Here is a 21,988-nt window from a genome sequence, read left to right as displayed (position 1 = left end):
TTAGATAAATTATGTGTTCAAAAATAAAACATATATTACTGACTGCGTGCTGTTTCACAGGCGCAGGACTGATGACAAGTTGTAATGACGGGTTTATGGATCGCTTTCCGGAAACGAGTATTACAGAGAAAGTCTTTTTTTCTTCTCCTGCTGATTTGGAGACTTATACCAATGGCATGTACGGCTATATCGGTGCAAGCTATTCGGATACTCCTTCCGACAATATGCTTTACCCAGAAGATACCGATATTTATAAAATGATGCGCGGCGAATATCGGGCGGATAATATAGGTAAATGGAGCTGGAGCAACATTCGTACAGTCAATTTTATGTTGGCTCGGACAGGTCGTGTAGAAGGAGATCGCGGTGAGATTGATCATTATATTGGGTTGGCACGTATGTTTCGTGCACTGGTCTATTATTCAAAGGTGAAAGATTATTCGGATGTACCTTGGTATAGCCATGACCTGCAAACGACGGACATTGATTTATTGTATAAGCCGCAGGACCCTCGAGCATTGGTGGTAGACTCTATTATGGCAGATCTTGACTTTGCCGTAACTCATATGAAAACGACTAAAAGCACGACTCGTATTTATCGTGATGCGGCTTTGGCTGTACAGGCACGGATTGCTTTGCATGAAGGAACGTTCCGTAAATATCATCCGGAACTGAAGCTGAATGACGGCGACCGATTCTTGAAAATAGCGGTAGAGGCATGCCAGAAGATTATGGACACAAAAAGTTATAGTTTGTCTACAACCAAAGAGAGTGGTTTACCGGCCTATCAGTCACTTTTTTGCAGTACGGATCTTACACAAAATCCGGAAATGATTCTGGTAGCTGACTACGACAAGGCGTTAGGACGTCTGCACAATGCTCAGGCTCAGTTTGACTACAACACCGGTCTTTCCCGTAGCCTGATGGAAGATTATTTAGTTGTTAAGGATGGACATACCGAGTATTTTCATCAAGTGGAAGGCTATAAAACGAAGACAGTACTTGAAGTCTTTGAAAACAGAGATCCCCGCCTGGAACAAACATTTATGAAACCGGGTGTTTTGAATGTGGGAACCACTGAACCTCATCGTACGAAATTGAACTTGGGAGGATATCCTCAGATTAAGTTCCGTCCGCTGACATTCGATCAGATTGACTGGGGAAAATCGTATACAGATTTGCCTATTATCCGTTATGCCGAGGTTTTGTTGATGTATGCAGAGGCAAAAGCCGAGCTGGGTATACTCACGCAAGATGATGTCAACCAGACAATTAACCTGATCAGGCAGCGTGCAGGCATGCCGGATGCTTCGTTGGATGATTGGCTGGCTAATATCGATCCGGTACAGGATGAACGTTACTCCAATGTACAGTCAGCACAGAAAGGTGCTGTTTTGGAAGTGCGCCGTGAACGGAGAATCGAGTTGGCATGCGAAGGGTTCAGATATGGCGATTTGATGCGTTGGGGATGTGGAAAGTTGTTTGAAGCAGCTCCCGAAGGAGCTTATATTCCGGGGATGGGATACTATGATGTGACAGGTGACGGTCAACCGGATGTCGCTATAGTAGAAAAGAAAGCAGATATAGATAAAATTCCCGAAGAAGACAAGCAAAAGTATAAACTGACAGTTTATGCTTTGGAAGGTAATACCATCGGACTTACCGAAGGAACAAAAGGCTATATCTATTTGGTTGCCCAACATAATAAGTATACTTTTGTATCTCCAAAATATTATTACTATCCGGTAGCTACCAAAGATATAACTGTTAACGAGAACCTCTATCAGAATCCATTCTGGGAATAGGTTTATCTTAATCAGAAAACAGGAAGGGCTGCTTCGGCAGTAATGAAGGGGCCCTCTTGTTTTCGTTAAGTGACAAGGGCAATTAATATGATAAATTAATAAATATGTTGAAATTATTTATAAGCATGGCTGCTTTATTCTTGGGAGTCGGTAGCTCTGTGTTCGCACAAATAGAAGGAAAAGTTTATATCGATGCGAACGGCAATGGCATTTGTGATGCGGGAGAGAGGGGGCTAAAAGGAGTCTGCGTACAAGATGGTCTCAATGTGGTGAAAACCACAGATGATGGTCATTTCATACTTCCGGGACATAAAGATACACGTTTTGTAACTTTGACTGTTCCCGATGGGTATCAGGCATCAACCTCCCATTACCTATCTTTTGACGGAACCGGAAAAAAGTATGAATTGGGTATCTGCAAGACCTCGGTAGATACCGGGAATGGATATTCGTTTGTACAAATTACAGATACGGAAACTTCTCTATACGGTGATTGGATCGATAACTTGAAAGAGTACGTGAAAACCAATCCGACTGCTTTTATTATCCATACCGGTGATATTTGTTATGAAGCTCATCAGGATTTTCATGGACGTTATCTTCGTTCCGTAGATTTGGGAATTCCGACCTACTATTGTGTGGGGAATCATGATCTGCGTGCCGGAAAATACGGTGAAGAGTTGTGGCAAAGTCATTTTGGTCCTTCATGGTATTCGTTTGATGTCGGTAATGTACATTATGTAGTAACTCCGATGCTGGGTGGTGATCATGCACCTTCGTACAGGCGTTCCGACATCATCCGTTGGCTGAAGAATGATCTTGCACAAACGGATAAAGGGAAAAGAATTGTTTTATTTAATCACGACTTATGGTTTTGGGGAGACGATTTGCTCTTCAAAGATAAAAATGGCGAACAGATAGACTTTGCTGATTACAATCTGGATGCCATGATTTACGGACACTGGCACAATCATTATTATAAGCAGTTGAAGTCAGGACTTCATACTTACTGCTCATCCACTCCGGACAAAGGAGGAATAGACCATGGAACTTCTTGTTTCAGAATTTACAATGCTGATACCAAAGGTAAATTAAGTTCAGCAACTCGTTATACTTATATAGACGGAATATTGACTTCTGCCTATCCGGCGGAAGGTGAAACCGTTTCAGTTCCTGACGGAAAAATGACGGTCCGGATCAATGCTTACCGTACTATATCGGATGCGAAGAAGGTGACAGCTTCTGTTGAACGAAACGGAAGGCTTGTATCGACTGTGACGCTTATGCCTGAAACAGACTGGGGATGGAGCGGGGCGGTCCGGGTATCCGGCGGTAAGCAACGCCTGTTGGTGACTGCCGAGTTTGAAGATGGAACTCGTTTGACGAAGAGAGTAGACTATACTGTAACTAAGCAGCCGTTATCGGTCATTGCGACATCTGATGTCTGGGCAGGGCTTCGTGGAAATGCCGCACACAACCAACTGGTGAATGACAGTGTATCTTTACCCTTGCAAACCAACTGGATTCAGAATGTCGGCAGCAACATTTACATGTGCTCGCCGATTGTTGCGCAGAACAAAGTCTTTATCGGAACCATTGATGATGACAAAGCGAAGAAATGCTATGTAAAAGCCTATGATGCGACCACAGGACATCTTTGCTGGACCTTTGTCACTTCCAATTCGATAAAGAATACCATTGCCTATGAAGATGGCCGTATATTCGCTTCGGATGCTTCGGGAATGCTTTATGCCATAGATGCTGAAAAAGGAACAGCTTGCTGGCAAACGCAATTGCCGGTTTCTTTGCTGCCGCTTCTCGACGAAGGATTGGCCGTAGCCGATGGTGTGGTATATGCCGGACATGCAAAAGGTACTTGTGCTGTGCAGGCTGTCGACGGAAAAATTTTATGGCAGAATAAAGCCTGGGACGGAGGCGAGGGAACCACTTCCACCTTTACCGTGGGTGCGGGAGTGTTAGTTGCATCGGCCCATTGGAACGGGCTTTTCGGACATGACATCAGTAATGGTGCTTTGTTGTGGAAGAAGCGTGATAGTAAGATTCGTTTTCGAGACGGATCAGCTACTTTCTATGATGGTAATTTCTATTTAGCTTCATGTGAGAATCTGTATGTAATCAATCCCCGTTCCGGAGATATTCTGAAAATGGCAGAAACTTCTTATGAATTTAATTCGGCTTGCGCTCCGCTTGTGACGGATAAATATCTGATTGTTTCTACTTCCAATAAAGGTGTGGTCGCTTTTGACCGCCTCACTTTTAAGGAAGTCTGGAATTATCGTACCGGGACAAGTCTTTTCTATACCGTTCCGTATTCACATAATCAGGAATGTACGGTCGAGGTTTCGCCTGTCCTTGTAGGTTCGGCTGTTCTCTTTGGCGCCAGCGATGGATATTTGCATGCCGTTGACCTGAATACGGGGGCTTATCGCGGTAAGCGGGCTTTGGGAGCACCTGTATTCTCAAGCGTGGCAGTTAGTGGTAACTGTCTGTTTGTTGCCGATTTTGGCGGTAATATTTATAATTTTAAGTTACACAATTAAATGTATATACAAAATGAAAAAGATATCTATACTATTTATATTTTCCTTGATTCTTGGTTTATTTGTCAGTGAAGTAAGCGCGGCCGGCCCACGTTTGAAGAAACGTCCCAAGCATGTGGTATTGGTTGCTTTTGACGGACTGAGTGCTGTTGCTATCCGTAATCATCCCATGCCCAATTTCAATCGGTTGATGAAAGAAGGAGCTTCTACATTGAATAACCGTTCTATCCTCCCTTCATCGAGTGCTCCTAACTGGGCCTCCATGTTTACCGGAGTAGGACCGGAACTTCACGGTTACACTACTTGGGGAAGCAAAACACCGGAAATTCCTCCTTTTATCACCAACCAATATGGCCGTTTTCCGGGACTGTACGGATTGCTGCGCGACACACATCCTAAAGCGGAACTCGGTTATATTTACGAATGGGATGGCATGAAGTATTTAGTCGATTCGCTTGCCATCAATCATTTCGTACATGCTCCACAGACAAAAGATCATCCCAAGGGAGCGACACAATTTGCCGTCAATTATCTGAAAGAGAAAAAGCCGATGTATTGTGCTGTTATATTTGAATATCCTGATCATACCGGACATACCTATAAATGGGAATCTAAAGAGTATTATGAAAAGTTAGATGAATTGGATGGGTATTTAGGTGAAATAGTAGCAGCTATTGAAGAAGCCGGTATGATGGACGAAACAGTGATTATTTTGACCGCAGACCATGGTGGCATCGGTACCAATCATGGAGGAAAAACGCTCAATGAAATGGAGACCCCACTTGTCTTTTATGGAAAGGGGGTGAAAAAGAATTATAAGATTACTGAAAGCACGATGGTTATTGACGTACCTGCCACAGAAGCCTGGTTGTTGGGTGTAGAGCCTCACGAAGCTTGGTTGGGCAATCCGGTAACAACTGCATTTTTTACTAAATAATTAATTCTTTTTGTGGAGGTGTGACAGGAGGTAACTTCTGTCATATCTCCATGTATTATTTTCAATAATAGAATAGGTATGAATAAGTTTATATATATTTTTGTTGCAATTGTTGCAATAAGCTTTGCTTCCTGTACGCAAGAACGTGCAAAAGAGAAAGAATTAAAAGTTTTGTCATGGAATGTATGGCATGCGGGACATGCTAAAAATTATCCTGAAAAAGGATGTGAAGGTACTATCGGGATTCTGAGAAAGAGTCAGGCCGATGTTATTTTGATGATTGAGACTTATGGTGCGGCTCCAATGGTTGCAGACTCTTTGGGATATGATTATGTATTGTTATCGGACAATCTGTGTATTTATAGCCGCTATCCGATTAAAAAAACATATCTTTTCCCTGACTCCATTTCTACATTCAATTTTGGAGGAGTCGAAATAGACATGGATGGCACACCGGTCCGTTTATTCGATACCTGGTTGCATTATTTACCTGATATGCGCTTGGTACCTACCGAACAATCGGAAACAGATATTCTCGCATGGGATGATGCCGGTACCCGGGATAATGAAATACGCCGTATACTCTCTGTCTTGCAGCCGATGATTCGTCAGACTGACAGTATTCCCATGATTATGGGTGGAGATTTCAATGTGCATTCCCATCTTGATTGGACTGATGCAACGAAAGACATGTATCATCATGGTGGTGCAGTTGTGGAGTGGACTGTATCTAAAGAGATGCAAAATGCAGGTTTCAAAGACAGCTTCCGCGAAATACATCCCGAACCGGAAAAAAATATAGGGACTACATGGATCTATGATAATGAAGATAAACCACTCCGATCCGACCGTATTGATTTTATCTATTACCAAGGCAAGACCATTCGTGCAATTACCTCCGAATCTTATAATCAGGAGTTGATCAAGCCTTTGAAATTTATGGGAGAGGAGTTCTTTTATCCTTCCGATCACGGCTTTGTGATGACTACTTTTAAGATATCACCATTAGAAAAATAGTGCCGGACTGTTTCATATTGAGTTTGTATGAATATTAGATATGTATGTTCTGCATTACTTGTGCAACGGCAGACCTTCATGAGCTGGCCGGTGTAAATTCATTCACAGTCCTAAGTATCCTGAGATTGTCAAAAAGATTGGTGAGATTATGAGACAAGAGCATACGGTCCCGGTATACCTCGCATTTCGGGTGAAAGTATTGGACGAAATATACTGATTCTTAAAAAATAGGATAATCGGTAGCAGTAATTAAAAACGCATATATACAATTATATTATTATGTGTGAAAGCAGATGAAGGGTAAGAGATCTTTTTTGATAGATAGGATCTCCTACCCTTGTTTTCGTATAATCAGTGTAATATAAGTAATTAGCAGGAGAAAACAATTCTATCATTATCTTATTAAAGATGATGATGGAGATATATTATATTTGCTCGATTCGAATCATAGATTAATTTTTTTTTAATACGATTTCGCTCGATAACCAACTTAATCTTAAATTTAGAACATAAAATACGTAAGATAGACCTTGTTTGGATGGAAATAAAGTTGTTACTTTGCTCCGTTTTAGAATGAAAATTAAAAATTACTAACTAAACGTGATTAATTTATGAAGAAAAATTTATTGTATCTCTTCGCGCTGATTTGCTCAGTGAGCTTGTTCACTGCTTGTAGTGACGATGATGATAACAGCTGGCAGGAACTTCCTAAAGGTGAAATTAAAGCAGAAAATGTAGACTTTCAGTTGAATGGGACGAATACAACCGGAACAGTGAACTTTGAAGCCACAAGTCTTCAATCTGCAACAGTCGGTTTTAAAAATGTGGTTGATGGCTATAGTGATATAACTGTTGATGTTACAATGGAAAAACAGGCGGATGGTTCTTTCAAATTCAATGGAACGAAAGATATCATGACAAAACCTGTGACAAGAGAAACATCTCAACCGGCTCCATTATTGAAAGTTACAGTTGATGGTATGATTACTCCTGAAGGTAAAGTAACTTTGAATGTTAGTGCAACAGGTGCCGGTCTTTATATCGGAACTTATAAAGGTGAAACTTTAGTCTTGACTTATGGAGAAACTACACTAACAGGCAAAGAGGTGGTGTTTGATGCCACAGATGGTGCTAATGTAAGTATTCTGTTGAAGGATATTATTCCAGGAGAAACAGAAACTACATTGACTGGTGTTCAAGTGGCAAATGAAGGATTCAGTGGAAGTACTAAGACAAATACTTCTACTATAGAATATACAGGTTCTCGCAAGGATAAAGTATTGACCTTGAATTTGAAAGTGACAATGAATGATCCGAAAGGATGGGCTAAGACATATACTTTGGGAGAATACACTATTGGTACTTTAGATGTAGATGGTACACCTATGCCTAACTCTGTATTAACAAGCTCTTTATATTCTAATTGGGAAGTTAAAGATGCATATTATTCTACTTTCTTTCCTGCAGTACTTAGAACTATTGGCGGGCTGATTTTGCCTCAAGTTTTGCAGTCTGTCACTCTTGAAGCTGATGGAAATATTTCTGCAAAATATTCTTCAGGTTCTGTAACTTTTGATCCGAATTGGGCAATGGGATTAATTTTTGGTGGTGGAGCACCAGGAGTTGATGTTTTAAATAAATTAATCCCTACTGATGGCTGGCAACAATCTCCTAAAAATCTAGCTTATTGGTTCCCTAAAGATGATAAACTGTATTTGAAGTTAAATGTTTCTACTATTATTTCTCAGGCAATGGGTAGTAATGCAGAATCACTTGCTCCGATAATTTCTGAAATCTTAAATGGTGATGCTGCTACTGTTAAGAAACTAATAGGTACAATGTTGAAGGTTGATATGAGTTCTATTAGTGATGAGACATTTGAAATGTTACTGGGTTGGGTAAATAATGGTATACCTTTGAATGTGAAGACTACAGATAAAGGACATACCTATATTTATCTTGATAAAACAGCTTTTGATCCAATTATGGTCGATAAAGAAATGTCTGCTGATTCTTCTGATTTTGGTACTGGATCAGATTTATTTAAATTATGGAAGATTATGATGGATGCGAAAATAATTCCGGAAGATGCAGCTGCTGCTATAATCCTTTTAATTGGATTGCCACAGAATTGGCCATCTACAACTGGTTTTGATCTAGGATTGGATTTATTGGCTAAATAAATAGTTTGTAGTATATAATGTTAAAACAATAAATAATGAAAAAGATATTTACCTTATTAATGTTACTTTGTACGATAAGTGTGTTTGCAGCAAATGCTGCTGGCACTTACACTGGTAGATTGACGATTTCTGTTGATGGTAATGCTCCAACTGTAAAAGACGGCCAGAATGTAATTGTGACAGAAAGTGATATTGTGACATTAACAATTCCCGATTTTTCTTATTCAGGTTATCCAAAAGCAGATGTTGTTATTACAGCTTCAAAAGATGCTGCGGGAAATTTAACTTTGAAAACAATCAAATACGGTTTCTTGAGATTATCTGCGAAATTCAATGATGGTTCAAAGGTTAGTGATAATAACTGTAATATCTCTCTGTCTATTTCAGCCGTACTTCAGAAGGTAGAGGTAACTTTTGTTGGAACTAAATAGATCTGTAAATACACATAATAGAAGGAGGATGTTTTTAGAGCATCCTCCTTTTTTATTATGTAGTATTAATGTCTCGGATTATATTAATAGTCTAGGTTATATAAATTGAATGGAGACCATTTATTGTATCTCTTTTTAGAGCGATATTATCTGTATTACGCTATTGCTTATATTCGAAGAAGAGTGGTTAGATATTGTATAAAAACTCGTATAAAGTCTAAATATTAGAATTTATACGAGTTTATAATGAAATGAAGTATGTCTTTTTTAATTAAAACGCATATCCAAAGCCTACATTTAAATAAATAGGATACATGTTGAATGTAATTGTTTTAAATTCCTTTTTGAAGATATCATTCAAGCCCCATACTAGATCTGCATATACATTTAAATGTTTGAATGCTTTCCACTCTGCACCGGCCTGAACTCCCCATTGGAAATTGTTCAGGTCCTTAGAAAAATCATAAGGAGCTATTTTATCTCCCTCAAATTCAGCTTTTTCTCCTGTGGGAGTATCTTTACGCAGATAACCATCATTGACGTGACCGTTAAAGTCACCACTAGTCATAAATGAAACATAAGGACCTGCATTGATTTTTACACGTTGGCTTATTTTATAAGCAGCTGTTATAGGAACCGAGAAATAAGAGCCTCGGTATTTGGTTCTTACTTTTCCGGTCCAGTAACCTGCTAGGCGTTCGCCACCATCCCCTATGATCTCCATACTATAGTTTTTTACGCGTGCTCTGGCTTCCATACCTTTAGTTTCAAGACGTAGTCCTAAAGTCATTCCCCATTTAGAATCTTTACCAAACCATTTGGTGGTATTACCTTCTATGGCAAAGCATATCGTTGGACTATATCCTGTGAGTGCGCGTATTTCGGCTGGTAATGGAAGTGGAGAGGCTCCTCCCACATTGAATCCCGCTTTTATTTCATATTCAAGCCCGTGTAATGCAGACCAAATAATACCATGGTTCCTTTCTTCCTGAGCTTGTACAGAAGTGATTGTACTGATGATAGCGAGTAGGCCTATAAGTATATACTTTTTCATTTTCTTGTTTTTACTTGTTAGTGAAATTTAATAGAACCTCATCAATGTAAAGTGTACTTCCTGGAGCACCTTCAAAATGATCTCCGCGTATACTTGAAGAAAATACGATCGCTAGATTATATTTTCCCGCTTTGAGTTTCTCCATATCTACTGATTTACCGGTACGATATTCAAATGGTAAGTCAAACTTAATCCATTCATCAGTTTCTTTTGCATCTTTAATACGGGCTACTGACACTATATGAGTATTATCCTCTGCCAATATGTTGGTTCCATCAAGTGTGGACAATTTTTCATCTGTCTCATAGAATACAGCATAAATATCACAGATATCTTTTTTATTATCTACGGGTTTACCATCTATTTGGAATGACTTTCCTGCTTTATATTTATAATATCCGGTAATTGAAGTTGGAATATTGGAAAATGGAGTTCCGAATTTGGTTGAACGGAGGATATCGGTAGGTCTTACTTCAAAGCTGCCCAAAAATAAGTTACCTGCTGCGATCGGCATTCCAAGCAATGAACCCCAATAACCGGTTTCACAAGTTGTTAATTTTAAGCATTTTCCTTCTACACCGTTCGTTGATTGACTTGTTGGATATTCTTCAGCTGTTGCTTTTACGCCGGTGAAAGCGAATCCGGCATTACCACTTGCCCAAGTCATTGTTTCTTTTCCTTGTGCGTCTGTTTCATAGAAAATATGGTATTTCCCTTCTGAATCGAATTTTATATTCTCAAAATGGTACGTTGTGTTAGTAATACCAGAGAAAGCTACTCCTACTTCATATTTTTTCTTCCATTTTTTGTCTTCAGAAGTCACTTCATAATATTGAGGTGTAGTGAAATCCAATGTAGTTCCGCTATTAGGGATAATCGAGGCTCCAGGAGTTAAGGTAAACTTGGGAGCTAATGCTGTTATATCTGTTCCTGCTTTTACGATTAATGTAACCTTATTGTTTTCAATTATCGGATCTCGGTTGAGTACGTCACCCGGTACAGAGCATGCAATGATGTCTGCTTCTGCATTAGGTGCTTCGTCTTGTATGCAAGAAACCATTATAAAGCCCAGAAAGAAACAGGCTATCAGATTCTTTAATTTCATTCGATTCTGTTTTTGATTAATAATCCTTTTAGTTTAGTTGATTTTTTGTAAACTTGGCTGCAAAGTTAAGTTTCTTTTTTGAAAAGATACATTTGAATGCCTACAATACAACATTTTATAACGGTCATAATGTTCAGAATGGTATGTTTTTAGTCTAAAGTCCATGAATCTTTCCATTCGATAATCGGTTTGGGGCCTTCAAAATGAATGGGAAGCCAGATGTAGCGCCCGTCAATAGCGTTTTGTGGAGTCCAGCGGTCACCCATGTATATAAACTGATTTTTCTTACCTTGTACCGGTAGGATATAAGTGCTTTGAGAATGAAAAGTAAGGTCTGCATCCTGACCTATACAAGGATTTCCTAACTCTTTCCATTCTCCCCAAATGGAAGAAGCTATGGCAGAGCGTGCGGCATTGGGATTCCATCCGCTACAGCCGGACATAATAAGGTAATAGTTACCATCTTTCTTGAACATGGCCGGAGCTTCCATGAACCGGTTAATAAAGACCCGGATATATTTGCCTGTATAGCCTGTATAGGTCGGATCCAGTTCGGCAATGTGCAACGTACTATTCTCTTCGGAGGAGTAGATATGGTAAGCTTTACCGTCATCATCGACAAACAGATTCATATCACGTGCCATTTGCCCCTGCTCCATGTCGCGGCCCAATATGTTGAGGCTGTCCGGATGGGCAGGAAGACTACCTCCGGTGCATTGACGTTCTTCTTCTGCAGAAGGTCTGCGGGTGGTTTTATGAATGGGTAGTACGTTGATGGGCCATGAACCGGCATTGGGACGGACAGCTTTTAGAAAGGTGTAAGGGCCTGTAACCCGGTCGCTAAGGGCAATTCCGCTTAGTGCTCCCGAATATCCTGCACCTTTGGGTTCAAGATGAAACCACATGACATATTTCTTAGTGAGAGGGTTGTATATAACTTTAGGACGTTCGAGAATACACCCTTTAGAAATGGGATGCCCGGGATCATTTTCTATCACTGATAGTGCAATGCCACAGTCTTTCCAATGATATAAGTCATCGGACGAGTAGCAATGCACCCCTACATTGGCTAAATTTCCGGCTTCACCTTCTGTTTTGTGTTCGCCAAACCAATAATAGGTTCCGTTTTCATATAAAATGCCTCCGCCATGCGCATTGATATGTACCTGGTGATTATCGGGCCATATCTCTCCGGGAGTGAAAGATTGTCCTTGGGCTGTTTGTGAGAAAAGAAAGCATAACAGAAACTGGGCTTTTAGTATAAATCCTTTATTCATTACTCTTTTTTATTAAGTATTTGTAATTGAGAGGCAAAGATACATGATAATTATTAAATAACCAGAGGATAGAGTGTAAAACCATTCACTCATCCGGATAGGATATTCTTTGGTTAAATGGATGGTTTATAAGAGTATATTTCCTACTTTTGTGCAAAATATAAACCTTGGACAGATGACTGAATCAGAAAGAAAACAGATAATCGCTTTAATACAGCGGGAGGTGATTCCTGCTATCGGATGTACAGAGCCGATTGCAGTTGCATTGTGTGTAGCAAAAGCTACAGAGACTTTGGGGGCCAAACCGGAGAAAATAAAGGTATTGTTGAGTGCTAATATCTTGAAAAATGCAATGGGAGTAGGAATCCCCGGTACGGGAATGATCGGGCTGCCCATCGCTGTGGCTTTGGGTGCGTTGATCGGGAAGTCCGATTATCAGCTCGAGGTGCTGAAAGACAGTACTCCGGAAGCTGTAGAAGAGGGAAAGAAACTGATTGATGAAAAGCGTATCTGTATTTCGTTGAAGGAAGACATTACGGAGAAACTTTATATAGAAGTGACGTGCGAAGCCGGTGGTGAACAGGCGACGGCTATCATTTCCGGTGGGCATACCACCTTTGTTTACGTGGCAAAGGGAGATGAAGTACTGTTGAATAAACAGCAGACTTCCGGGGAGGAAGAGGAAGAAGAGACTCTGGAACTTACTTTACGGAAGGTGTATGATTTTGCGTTGACTGCTCCGTTGGATGAAATCCGCTTTATTCTTGAGACGGCACGGCTTAATAAAAAAGCGGCAGAACAGTCTTTTCAGGGTGATTACGGACATGCGTTGGGTAAGATGCTTCGGGGCACTTATGAACATAAAATTATGGGGGATAGCGTTTTCTCACATATTCTTTCGTATACGTCGGCAGCATGTGATGCCCGTATGGCGGGAGCCATGATTCCTGTTATGAGTAATTCGGGCAGTGGTAACCAGGGGATTTCTGCGACTTTGCCCGTAGTGGTATATGCCGAAGAAAACGGAAAGTCGGAAGAAGAATTAATTCGTGCTTTGATGATGAGTCATTTGACTGTGATTTATATTAAGCAGAGTCTGGGACGCCTATCCGCCCTCTGTGGCTGTGTAGTGGCGGCAACCGGGTCGAGTTGTGGCATTACTTGGTTGATGGGAGGCTCTTATAAGCAGGTGGCTTTTGCCGTTCAAAACATGATAGCCAATCTGACCGGAATGATTTGTGACGGAGCTAAACCCAGTTGTGCTCTGAAGGTGACGACAGGAGTGTCGACAGCTGTGTTGTCGGCGGTAATGGCAATGGAGAATCGTTGTGTTACTTCGGTCGAGGGAATTATTGACGAGGATGTCGATCAAAGCATCCGAAATCTGACGCGGATTGGATCACAGGGTATGAATGAAACAGACAGGGTGGTGCTCGACATCATGACACATAAAGGGTGCTAATGTTAAACTATATGTTAAAAAATAGAAGACAAGCAGTAAAAGACTAATTCTTTCATTTTCTTGATATAAAGAATCTTGTTGGAGTGACGAACTATTAATGCTGTATATATGAAAAAACATTTTGTATGGTTGCTTTTATTATTTCCGCTTCTGCTGACCGGATGTTATGGAGAAGAAGATAAAGAGAAGGACCAGGGAGATTATATTTGGGATTTCATAAACTATAATATTTATTTTTCTGTGAAGGATGCCGCCGGCAATAACTTGCTGGACCCACAGGTTGCGTCGAATATATTGGGTAATGAGATTACTGTGGAATATGGGGATAAATCCTTTCCATTGGAAAATTCTGTGGATACCCGCTTTAATATGCCCCGCCCGTTGGGATTGAGAAAAGAAGTGCTGGGTGAAGCGAAAGAGCGTGTGCTTTCTTTTGGTGAGTTTTCTCCGGAACATCAATATAAGGGAGAGACCTTTACGATTCATTGGGGAGATGGAACGAAAGATGTGGTAAAATTCGACTTATATATCACCTGGAAGAAACAGAACCCTACAATACATAAAAGGCTTTACTTGAATGACAAAGAATACAGTAAGGATTCTTTCCTGATAAAGATCGTGAAATAGATTGTCTGTCCTTAGGTATAATAAAACGGTGAACATACGATGCAGTTGCAGTATGTTCACCGTTTTTCGTTTTATAAATTACCGCTCGGGATTAATGGCAATGTCCACAACCGCAGCTGTCTCCACAACTGTCTCCGCAGTCGTCACCGCAACCGTCGCCACAGCTTCCGCAACTGCATCCGCCTTCGCCGGTCATCATTTTAATCATTTCCTGAATTTCTTCGTTTGTAGCCGGACGGCTCTCGGTAACCTCGCCCACGAAAGTCAAATCTTCACCGGCCAACGGATGGTTCATATCCATCACTACTGTATCGGCTTTTACTTCAACTACACTACCATTCAGGCGCTGGCCTTCTGAGTTCATCAAAGGAATGATGTTTCCCGGATAGATATGTTCGTTATCGAATTTTCCGTCAATCTCAAAGATATTTTTGGGAAGATCGATTACATGTTCTTCGTCATATTCACCATAAGCTTCGGCAAAAGGAATAGTAAATTCAAATTTGTCTCCTTTATGAAGGTTTACTATCTGTGATTCAAAAGCTTCGAGCGTAGTGCCCAAACCTGAAATGAATTGGAAAGGATGTTCGGCTGCTGTTTCTTCTACTAAGTCTCTTTTACCATCTTCTGTTGTATACAGTTTGTAAGCTACAGTGATGTACTTGTTTTCTGCTGTTTCCATCTGTTCTTTATAATGTTATTAATAAAATTCGGATTTTCCGTGGGGACAAATATACGAATTAATCGTCAGAGATTTATGGACTGGTGGGGAGTTTATTCTTTCGTAGTAGAAATTAATACCTGTTGGCTGATAGGCGATGAATAACGAAAATGAAAGAAGTAGTATATCTATATGTCGTTAAACTGAAAAAAAAGTTTTTCCATTTGTTATTATATATAACAAATTAAATAAAATGTATAAACGAACTGACCTGTTAAAAGCCTTCCTTTGTACTTCTAAATGTAAGATATTGGTACATTTTTGTTTTTTTATAATATACATCAACCTATGAAAACCTTAATTGAAAATTTGACTTCTGATTTGCTACCCAATCAGATTTTTCAAACCGGATTTAGCTTTTTAATCATCTTAAAAGGGAACTCCTTATTGAAGTTGGATAGCAATGTTTTGATTTTTATTATGAGTGGTACTATGAAAGTTTCCTCTGCTCAGCAAGAGTTGGCTACCGTCAGAGAGCGGCATATCTTTTTCTGGGATAAAGAAGATGACTATACCTGCGAGATGCTTTCGGACTCACAAGTCATCTTATTTGCATTTGGTGATTTAATAGTACATGATTTATTGACATTCCGTCCTTTCGGAGCTATTTCGGATAGCTCTGTTTCAAAAGATGTGGGACTTAAATTTGCCGAGCCTTTGAATTCTTTTTTACAGCTTCTTGCACAGTACATGGAGATGAATTTATATGATCTTTCTTTGTATATAGCGAAGCAGCGGGAACTGTTCTATATCCTGAATTCTGTTTATAATGAGCAGGAACTCGCCATTTTGTTCAGTTCCTTGACGGAACAGTCGTCCAGGTTTAAAGAACAGATACTGGAGAACTATCTCAGTGCAAAAAATGTGGGTGAGTTGGCCAGCCTGTTAGGCTATGGCGTCACTAATTTTCGGGCAAAGTTTAAAGAACAGTTCGGAGTGTCGGTCTACCGTTGGCTTCTCAATCGGAAATCACAACATATCATTTACCGTATTACCGTATATGGTGATGAGTTTAGCCAGATTATCGATGACTTCGGATTTTCATCTCCTTCACACTTTAATAAATTTTGCAGGTCACAATATGGACTGACACCTTGCGAACTTCGCAAGAAATTGAAAACAAACAATAATTCTTAAATTGAAGCTTATGTTAAAAAATCATTGTTGTATGGAGACAGGATGCAGAAGAGCCATCCTTTTCCTTCTTTTTTCTCCGCTGTTTGGTACCGGGTTTGCCCAAACGGAAACGCCGGTTAAGGTTGATAAACCTCTTAAATCGTATTCACATTGGTATTTTGGAGCAGAATATGGTGTCCCTTTCCTGTTTGGCGATTTTACTTCATTCTCGGCGGATAAAACCTATGTCGGATCTCAGTTTGGAGGGTTTGCCGGTTATCAGGTCAATTCGTGGATAGGCATAGAGGCATCTGCGCGAACCGGATATACCAGAATGGGGGCGAAATCTTACGCGGGTGATTACCTTATGAATGCCGACGGGATGACTTATTATACGAATCAGGATTTTAATACCTGGAAGTATAAGGATGTGTTTTCGAAAGTACACTTTACGAATATTGGTTTGCAGATGAATCTGAATGTGAATAATTTCTTTGGCCCTAACCGGGGAAATCGTCGCTGGACGGTATTACTGGGTCCTGCCGTCTATGCACAACATTTCTCTACAGAGTTAATAAATAAGGCAGATAAAAGCCCATTATCGGGAAAAAAGACGGATAAGTGGAACATCGGGATAGGGGGAGATGTGTCTTTGCGTTATAAGATTTCCCGGGCTTTTGATGTACAGTTGCGTACGGGAATTATATGGGTCAATAACAATAAGATGGATGGTATATCTACGCTGATTAAGTCGAAAGACCACTTTATGACCAGTGCCGGACTCTCTTTGATATGGAAGGTGGGTAAAAAGAAAGAAGACAATGTTCTCTATGCCTCAAGGCGAGCGGCGGATGTGGAGATCAGATATATAGAGGAGCGTGCGGTCAGCTTGCCTACCCCTGCTTGTTGCGTTGAAGATTCGATAGAGAAGGAGCGGATGAAACGGGAGATTGCTTCTTTAAATATGCAGTTGCAACAGGCGCACACGGTAGTGAAGGAGAAGACCGGTTCTGATCCGATACTGGGATTCAACGAATTGCCTCCGGTCTATTTTAAGAGAGGATCGGCTTATCTGAATGTAGCCTTGTACAAAAATGAATTATGCCGCATCGTGCAAACCCTGAAAAAGTATCCTGAGCTGAAAGTTATTCTTTCAGGGCATGCCGACCATACCGGGAATCCGGATATTAATCAAAAAATCTCTTTACAGCGTGCCGAAGCACTGGCAGCCTATCTTGAAAAGAAGGGGATAGATGGCAAACGTATCGCCGTGAAAGGAGAGTGCATAGATATGCTTACTTCCGATCCGAATAATTACAGCGTACTTGCCAGGCGAGTTATTGTTGAAATCCAAAAATGAAAACTATGATTAGAAAGAAAATATATCTGTTGTTGTTATTGATACCTTTGCTGCATGGCTGTAAAGAGTCCGATTTCAACGATTTACTTGACAGACAGGGTGATCAGAGGAAAGAATTGCAGGAATTGACGGATCTATGTAAAAAACTGAATGAGGATATTTATAATCTTCAGGTGATTGTCAATACCGACAGGATAGGAGATAACATTACTCATATCGAGGAACTGGCGGATGGTGCGGGGTATACTATCTCCTTCTCCAAAAGTGCTCCGATTACTATCCGTAACGGGAAGAAAGGAGATACCGGTCCGGATGGAGATGCCGGGAAAGACGGCATAGACGGTACAGACGGTAAGGATGGCGTAGATGGTACGGATGGTAAAGACGGTGTGGACGGTACCGACGGTACGGACGGAAAAGATGGTGAGAACGGTACCGATGGTAAAGATGGTGCAGATGGTACGAATGGTACGGACGGTAAGGATGGCGTGGATGGTACCGATGGCAAAGATGGTGTCGACGGTACCAACGGGAATAAGGGGGAGCAAGGTGACCCCGGACAGAATCCGGTGGTTGGCATTATGCAGGATCCCGCTGATTCGGAATATTACTGGACTATAAAAATAGGTTCCGGTGAACCTTATTATCTGGCCGACAATGATGGAAACAGAATAAAGGCAACCTCTACGGTACACGATGGACAAACCCCTCAACTGGGAGTGAAGCAATGGGAAACGTCCGACGGGGGCGACGATAACTATTACTGGACGCAAAAGATTGGAACCGGTCCCGAGACATGGATTGAAGCGGATGGAAAGAAAATAGTTGCCAATGCAAAAAATGCTGTGTCCGTGTTTGAGAAGGTGGACTTGAAGGAGCCGGATTATGTGGAATTTACTTTAAGCGGTGGGGCAACCCGGTTCAGATTACCTATAGGAAGACCGGTTATTGAGGTTCCGGAGGGACGTAAACTGTTTTTTTTCAACCGGGGCGGGTCTCAGGAGATTGCTTTCAGTTGTAAGGGTATCTCAAAAGAGCAATTGTCGGTAGATGTTCCGAAGGGGTGGAAAGCGACAGTCGATTTTGAAGCGGGAGCTTTGACTCTTGAGGCCCCTTCGGCGGGAACAGCGGACGTAGCATTATCAGGAGATGTGGTACTGCGAAGTACGAATACCGCAGAAGAAACGGCGCGGACTTCTTTCACCGTGAGTATGCTTTATAAGATAATGCTTCCGGATTTTAGAGGTTCTTATGTGTACAACATCCGTCTTTGGGGTAAAAAGGTAGGAGAACTTTGTCGTGAATACCAGCGGGAACTGGGATTGTCTGCAACGGTTGTCTATCCTTATTTGACAGGAGGAGTTTATGGATCGGGACTTATCACGAATACCGGTGCTTCGGTGAAGCACGACGGTACGGGTTATCATGCTTCAGTTTCTGACAGGCCGGCAGTTATGTATATCTATACTGAAAATGGATCGGAATTCTATACCGACAGTTCGTTGAAAGGACGGGAACCGGATTTCGGAGACGGCCTGCAGGCGGAAAGGCTGACTGATGCGGATGGCAATGCCTACCGCATTGTGAAAATAGGTAAACAGTACTGGACAGCGGAGAATTTACGGACACTTACTTATCCTGACGGAACTCCTGTTGCCACCGGCTTGTCGGGGCGTGCCTGGAGAGAGAGTGGATTTGATGATAGCGGTTCGGGTGCCTGTGCCGTGTACGATTATGAGAATGCTGCAGCAGCAGGGGCATTTGCCAATAAGGTATCTTATGGAGTTTTGTACAATAGAGTTGCTGCCAGAAAAGTGGTGCCTGCCGGATGGAAGCTTCCAACGGAATCGGATATCGTATCCACATTACGGGCTTTTCTGGGTTCTAATGCCGGTACATTATTGAAAGAGTCCGGAACAGAGCATTGGCTGACAGGGGGTGGAACCGATCTCACAGGTTTTTCCGGTGTCGGAGGAGGATACAGAGGTGCTGACGGTCTTTCGTTCAACGATTTTCAGCAAGTCGGTATCTGGTGGAGCAGTGCCAGTCTGGAGAGTGTCGGTGCTGTGTTCAGATTGTCCGCAAACTCATCCGTACTCGAGTTTAACAGCGGAGACAATAATTCGACAGGCTACAGTGTACGGCTTTTGAAAGAAGATTAATCTTTAAAACAGGAAATCATGAAGAGATATAAAAAATATATGTTTATCATTTTGTCGGTTCTGTTGGCGGGAGGCTGTGTTCAGGAGGACATTAACGAGGCCCTGCGCCGGGAAGCCGAACTGAATGTACGGATGGGAAAACTCCGGGAATGGATATCCGATACCAATAATGAAGTGAGGCTGCTTGCCACGATAGTGAATACGATACCGACTCATGATTACATTGAGAGTGTGACCGAATTGCCTGATGGAAGTGGTACACTGATTGTTTTTCATAAAGGAGGAGATATTCTTATAAAGAATGGCCTGACGGGGAATAAAGGAGAAAATGGCAATGACGGTGCCAATGGTGAGAATGGCAGTGATGGAGCAAACGGCGCGGATGGTACGGACGGTAAAGACGGCGTTGACGGTCAGAACGGAGCCGACGGTCAAAACGGGTCGAACGGAACTGATGGTACCGATGGGCATAATGGCAGTGACGGACAGGACGGTGCCAATGGTGAGGATGGCAAAGACGGAGTTGACGGTAACGACGGTAACGACGGCGTGAAAGGTCCTGCAGGAGATACTCCGTTGCTGGGTGCCAAACGGGATACGGATGGCAATTATTACTGGACTGTACAAATAGGTGACGGAGCGGTAGAGTGGCTGACGGATGGAGAAGGTAACAAGGTGATCATGACTCCTGTGAATGGTGTCACTCCATCTGTCGGCATAGCTAAAGATACCGATGGTGAATACTATTGGCAGGTTACTGTCGGAGGTGTAACGAAATGGATCACAGGAGGAAGCGGAGAGAAGATAGTGGCTACGGTGACAGATGGCAGCCCGTCCATCTTTGCTTCTGTGAATACCGGAGATCCTGAATATGTCGTGTTTACCATGACTGACGGGAGTATCTATAAAGTGGCCAAAACCGGAGACAGTAAATTGATATTCAATGAAACGGGGCCACTTTTCTTCCGTCGTGGAGTAACGCAGGACGTTACGTTTGATTGTAGCAGTTTCCGACAGATAGTAAAAGTGGCAGGAACATGGGATGCTACGATTAATTATCAGCCGAAAGCTTTGCAAGGGAGGCTGACTGTGAAAGCACCTGCTGCCGGTTCGGCTCTGCCGGCTTCGGAAAGAATAACGATAGAAGGCACAGATGCTTTGGGAAATACTGTCCGGGCAGACATCCTGGTAACGTTGTATTATCGTATTGAACTTCCGAAGTTCAATAGTTCTCAGGTTTATGATGTATTGATGGAGGGAGTTAAAGTAGGAGAAATATGCCGGGAGTATGTGCCGGCGTATTCCACGACGGACCGGGCTACAGTAGTCTATTCTTATAATGCTGCTTCGCGTACTTTTGGTTCCGGACTGATCTTGGAAAACGGAGCATCGATACAGCATGACGGAACAGGATATATGCCGGTGGCCGGCAATCCGTCGTCCACTGCCATACTTACGGAAGACGGTAGCCGATATGTGATGGCGGCAGATGGGGCAGACGGACTGGTGAGCGGGACTGTTTGCGGGCTGAAAGCTTCCTTGGCTGTCGATGTGCAGGGGTATGCTTACCGGGTTGTAAAAATAGGTAGTCTCTACTGGATGGGAGAAAATCTGAAGACAACCCAATTTAATGATGGTACTCCTATTCCTACCGGTTTTGCCACATCTCTGGATTGGGAAATTCAGTGCGGGGCAGATCTTCCGGCCTGTCAGGTCGACCGGGCGGTTAATGCCAATGCTCCGGGAGCTATGCAATATCGCAACCTGTACGGTGTACTTTACAATCAGTTTGCAATGAAAGGAAATATAGCTCCCCAAGGATGGCATGTTCCTTCTAAAGTAGAATTGCAAGCATTGGTAGACTTTGTGGGGGCAGATGCACGTAAACTGAAGTCGACAGCTGTTGGGAAAGGAATTGGAAATTGGTTGGAGGATACGGGAATAGAGGCGAACAATCTGACCGGTTTTACGGCTTTGCCTGCTAATACGGTTAATGGCGGTAATGGCAGTACCGGAGCCCAGGAAACAACAGGGCAATGGTGGTCGACGGAAACGAGTTATCGCATCCGGATGTCCTACAAATCTAATTCTGTAGAACTGTTGACTTCTGGCAATGCGTTGGCGGGTGAAGGTAACAGCATTCGTTGTGTCCGGGATGCAAATTATTAAT

General features: G+C 42.0%; 16 protein-coding genes. 12 read left to right on the top strand and 4 right to left on the bottom strand.

Annotation, left to right across the window (positions count from 1 at the left end):
* Positions 1-11 precede the first annotated feature (11 nt).
* From BSHG_RS18450 to BSHG_RS18475, 6 genes are all read left to right on the top strand, one after another.
* Entirely contained in the window at positions 12-1,805 is a 1,794-nt protein-coding gene (locus tag BSHG_RS18450) for a RagB/SusD family nutrient uptake outer membrane protein (protein WP_005790742.1), read from the top strand.
* Positions 1,806-1,909: 104 nt separating this feature from the next.
* Positions 1,910-4,366 (top strand): PQQ-binding-like beta-propeller repeat protein, encoded by a 2,457-nt coding sequence (locus BSHG_RS18455; RefSeq protein ID WP_008769947.1) that lies wholly within the window; start codon positions 1,910-1,912, stop codon positions 4,364-4,366.
* A 13-nt stretch (positions 4,367-4,379) separates the two neighbouring features.
* Positions 4,380-5,303 carry an alkaline phosphatase gene (locus tag BSHG_RS18460; RefSeq protein ID WP_005798135.1) on the top strand — a complete coding sequence of 308 codons (924 nt, stop codon included), beginning with the start codon at positions 4,380-4,382 and terminating at the stop codon, positions 5,301-5,303.
* Positions 5,304-5,381: 78 nt separating this feature from the next.
* On the top strand, positions 5,382-6,320 hold the full coding sequence (locus tag BSHG_RS18465; RefSeq protein WP_008657504.1) for an endonuclease/exonuclease/phosphatase family protein: 939 nt from the start codon (positions 5,382-5,384) through the stop codon (positions 6,318-6,320).
* 611 nt (positions 6,321-6,931) lie between these two features.
* On the top strand, positions 6,932-8,503 hold the full coding sequence (locus BSHG_RS18470; protein WP_008657503.1) for a DUF4925 domain-containing protein: 1,572 nt from the start codon (positions 6,932-6,934) through the stop codon (positions 8,501-8,503).
* A gap of 35 nt (positions 8,504-8,538) precedes the next feature.
* Entirely contained in the window at positions 8,539-8,934 is a 396-nt protein-coding gene (locus tag BSHG_RS18475) for a calycin-like domain-containing protein (protein WP_008657502.1), read from the top strand.
* 271 nt (positions 8,935-9,205) lie between these two features.
* Here the strand turns inward: BSHG_RS18475 and BSHG_RS18480 are convergent, their stop codons facing one another.
* The 3 genes from BSHG_RS18480 to BSHG_RS18490 form a co-directional block, all read right to left on the bottom strand.
* Complete coding sequence (locus BSHG_RS18480; RefSeq protein ID WP_005790731.1) at positions 9,206-9,988, bottom strand: porin family protein; 783 nt, start codon at positions 9,986-9,988, stop codon at positions 9,206-9,208.
* Positions 9,989-9,998: 10 nt separating this feature from the next.
* Positions 9,999-11,093 (bottom strand): PCMD domain-containing protein, encoded by a 1,095-nt coding sequence (locus BSHG_RS18485; RefSeq protein WP_005790728.1) that lies wholly within the window; start codon positions 11,091-11,093, stop codon positions 9,999-10,001.
* 149 nt (positions 11,094-11,242) lie between these two features.
* Complete coding sequence (locus BSHG_RS18490) at positions 11,243-12,370, bottom strand: glycoside hydrolase family 43 protein (RefSeq protein ID WP_008657500.1); 1,128 nt, start codon at positions 12,368-12,370, stop codon at positions 11,243-11,245.
* Positions 12,371-12,545: 175 nt separating this feature from the next.
* Here BSHG_RS18490 and BSHG_RS18495 point away from each other — a divergent pair, with 175 nt between their 5' ends.
* Together BSHG_RS18495 and BSHG_RS18500 are read left to right on the top strand one after the other, a co-directional pair.
* Positions 12,546-13,832: a serine dehydratase subunit alpha family protein gene (locus tag BSHG_RS18495; protein WP_005798122.1), complete on the top strand. Its 1,287-nt coding sequence runs from the start codon at positions 12,546-12,548 to the stop codon at positions 13,830-13,832.
* A 108-nt stretch (positions 13,833-13,940) separates the two neighbouring features.
* Positions 13,941-14,459, top strand: coding sequence for a hypothetical protein (locus tag BSHG_RS18500; protein WP_005790723.1), 519 nt, complete (start codon positions 13,941-13,943; stop codon positions 14,457-14,459).
* Between the two features lie 91 nt (positions 14,460-14,550).
* On the opposite strand, the gene BSHG_RS18505 is transcribed toward BSHG_RS18500, so the two are convergent.
* Positions 14,551-15,141: a peptidylprolyl isomerase gene (locus BSHG_RS18505; RefSeq protein ID WP_005790721.1), complete on the bottom strand. Its 591-nt coding sequence runs from the start codon at positions 15,139-15,141 to the stop codon at positions 14,551-14,553.
* A gap of 327 nt (positions 15,142-15,468) precedes the next feature.
* Between BSHG_RS18505 and BSHG_RS18510 the strand changes: the two genes are divergently transcribed.
* Genes BSHG_RS18510 through BSHG_RS18525 form a run of 4 tightly spaced genes read left to right on the top strand, consistent with a single transcriptional unit; the run spans position 15,469 to position 21,987 of the window.
* A complete protein-coding gene (locus tag BSHG_RS18510) occupies positions 15,469-16,317 on the top strand; it encodes a helix-turn-helix domain-containing protein (protein WP_005790717.1) in 849 nt (282 codons plus the stop codon).
* A 31-nt stretch (positions 16,318-16,348) separates the two neighbouring features.
* Entirely contained in the window at positions 16,349-17,656 is a 1,308-nt protein-coding gene (locus BSHG_RS18515) for an OmpA family protein (RefSeq protein WP_008657499.1), read from the top strand.
* Between the two features lie 5 nt (positions 17,657-17,661).
* Entirely contained in the window at positions 17,662-19,818 is a 2,157-nt protein-coding gene (locus BSHG_RS18520) for an FISUMP domain-containing protein (RefSeq protein ID WP_008657498.1), read from the top strand.
* A gap of 18 nt (positions 19,819-19,836) precedes the next feature.
* Positions 19,837-21,987: an FISUMP domain-containing protein gene (locus tag BSHG_RS18525; protein WP_008657497.1), complete on the top strand. Its 2,151-nt coding sequence runs from the start codon at positions 19,837-19,839 to the stop codon at positions 21,985-21,987.
* The last annotated feature ends 1 nt before the right edge of the window (position 21,988 follow it).

Origin of the sequence: Bacteroides sp. 3_2_5 (assembly GCF_000159855.2) — a bacterium.
In the GTDB taxonomy this organism is placed as follows: Bacteria; Bacteroidota; Bacteroidia; order Bacteroidales; family Bacteroidaceae; genus Bacteroides; species Bacteroides fragilis.
This window is presented reverse-complemented; position numbering and strand designations above follow the sequence as displayed.

What these genes read in the sequence shown, in the direction of transcription:
- BSHG_RS18470 (WP_008657503.1), top strand. Translation starts at nt 6,932, where the DNA reads ATGAAGAAAAATTTATTGTATCTCTTCGCGCTGATTTGCTCAGTGAGC.
- BSHG_RS18455 (WP_008769947.1), top strand. Translation starts at nt 1,910, where the DNA reads ATGTTGAAATTATTTATAAGCATGGCTGCTTTATTCTTGGGAGTCGGT.
- BSHG_RS18460 (WP_005798135.1), top strand. Translation starts at nt 4,380, where the DNA reads ATGAAAAAGATATCTATACTATTTATATTTTCCTTGATTCTTGGTTTA.
- BSHG_RS18510 (WP_005790717.1), top strand. Translation starts at nt 15,469, where the DNA reads ATGAAAACCTTAATTGAAAATTTGACTTCTGATTTGCTACCCAATCAG.
- BSHG_RS18465 (WP_008657504.1), top strand. Translation starts at nt 5,382, where the DNA reads ATGAATAAGTTTATATATATTTTTGTTGCAATTGTTGCAATAAGCTTT.
- BSHG_RS18450 (WP_005790742.1), top strand. Translation starts at nt 12, where the DNA reads ATGTGTTCAAAAATAAAACATATATTACTGACTGCGTGCTGTTTCACA.
- BSHG_RS18515 (WP_008657499.1), top strand. Translation starts at nt 16,349, where the DNA reads ATGGAGACAGGATGCAGAAGAGCCATCCTTTTCCTTCTTTTTTCTCCG.
- BSHG_RS18485 (WP_005790728.1), bottom strand. Translation starts at nt 11,093, where the DNA reads ATGAAATTAAAGAATCTGATAGCCTGTTTCTTTCTGGGCTTTATAATG.
- BSHG_RS18495 (WP_005798122.1), top strand. Translation starts at nt 12,546, where the DNA reads ATGACTGAATCAGAAAGAAAACAGATAATCGCTTTAATACAGCGGGAG.
- BSHG_RS18500 (WP_005790723.1), top strand. Translation starts at nt 13,941, where the DNA reads ATGAAAAAACATTTTGTATGGTTGCTTTTATTATTTCCGCTTCTGCTG.
- BSHG_RS18520 (WP_008657498.1), top strand. Translation starts at nt 17,662, where the DNA reads ATGATTAGAAAGAAAATATATCTGTTGTTGTTATTGATACCTTTGCTG.
- BSHG_RS18480 (WP_005790731.1), bottom strand. Translation starts at nt 9,988, where the DNA reads ATGAAAAAGTATATACTTATAGGCCTACTCGCTATCATCAGTACAATC.
- BSHG_RS18525 (WP_008657497.1), top strand. Translation starts at nt 19,837, where the DNA reads ATGAAGAGATATAAAAAATATATGTTTATCATTTTGTCGGTTCTGTTG.
- BSHG_RS18505 (WP_005790721.1), bottom strand. Translation starts at nt 15,141, where the DNA reads ATGGAAACAGCAGAAAACAAGTACATCACTGTAGCTTACAAACTGTAT.
- BSHG_RS18490 (WP_008657500.1), bottom strand. Translation starts at nt 12,370, where the DNA reads ATGAATAAAGGATTTATACTAAAAGCCCAGTTTCTGTTATGCTTTCTT.
- BSHG_RS18475 (WP_008657502.1), top strand. Translation starts at nt 8,539, where the DNA reads ATGAAAAAGATATTTACCTTATTAATGTTACTTTGTACGATAAGTGTG.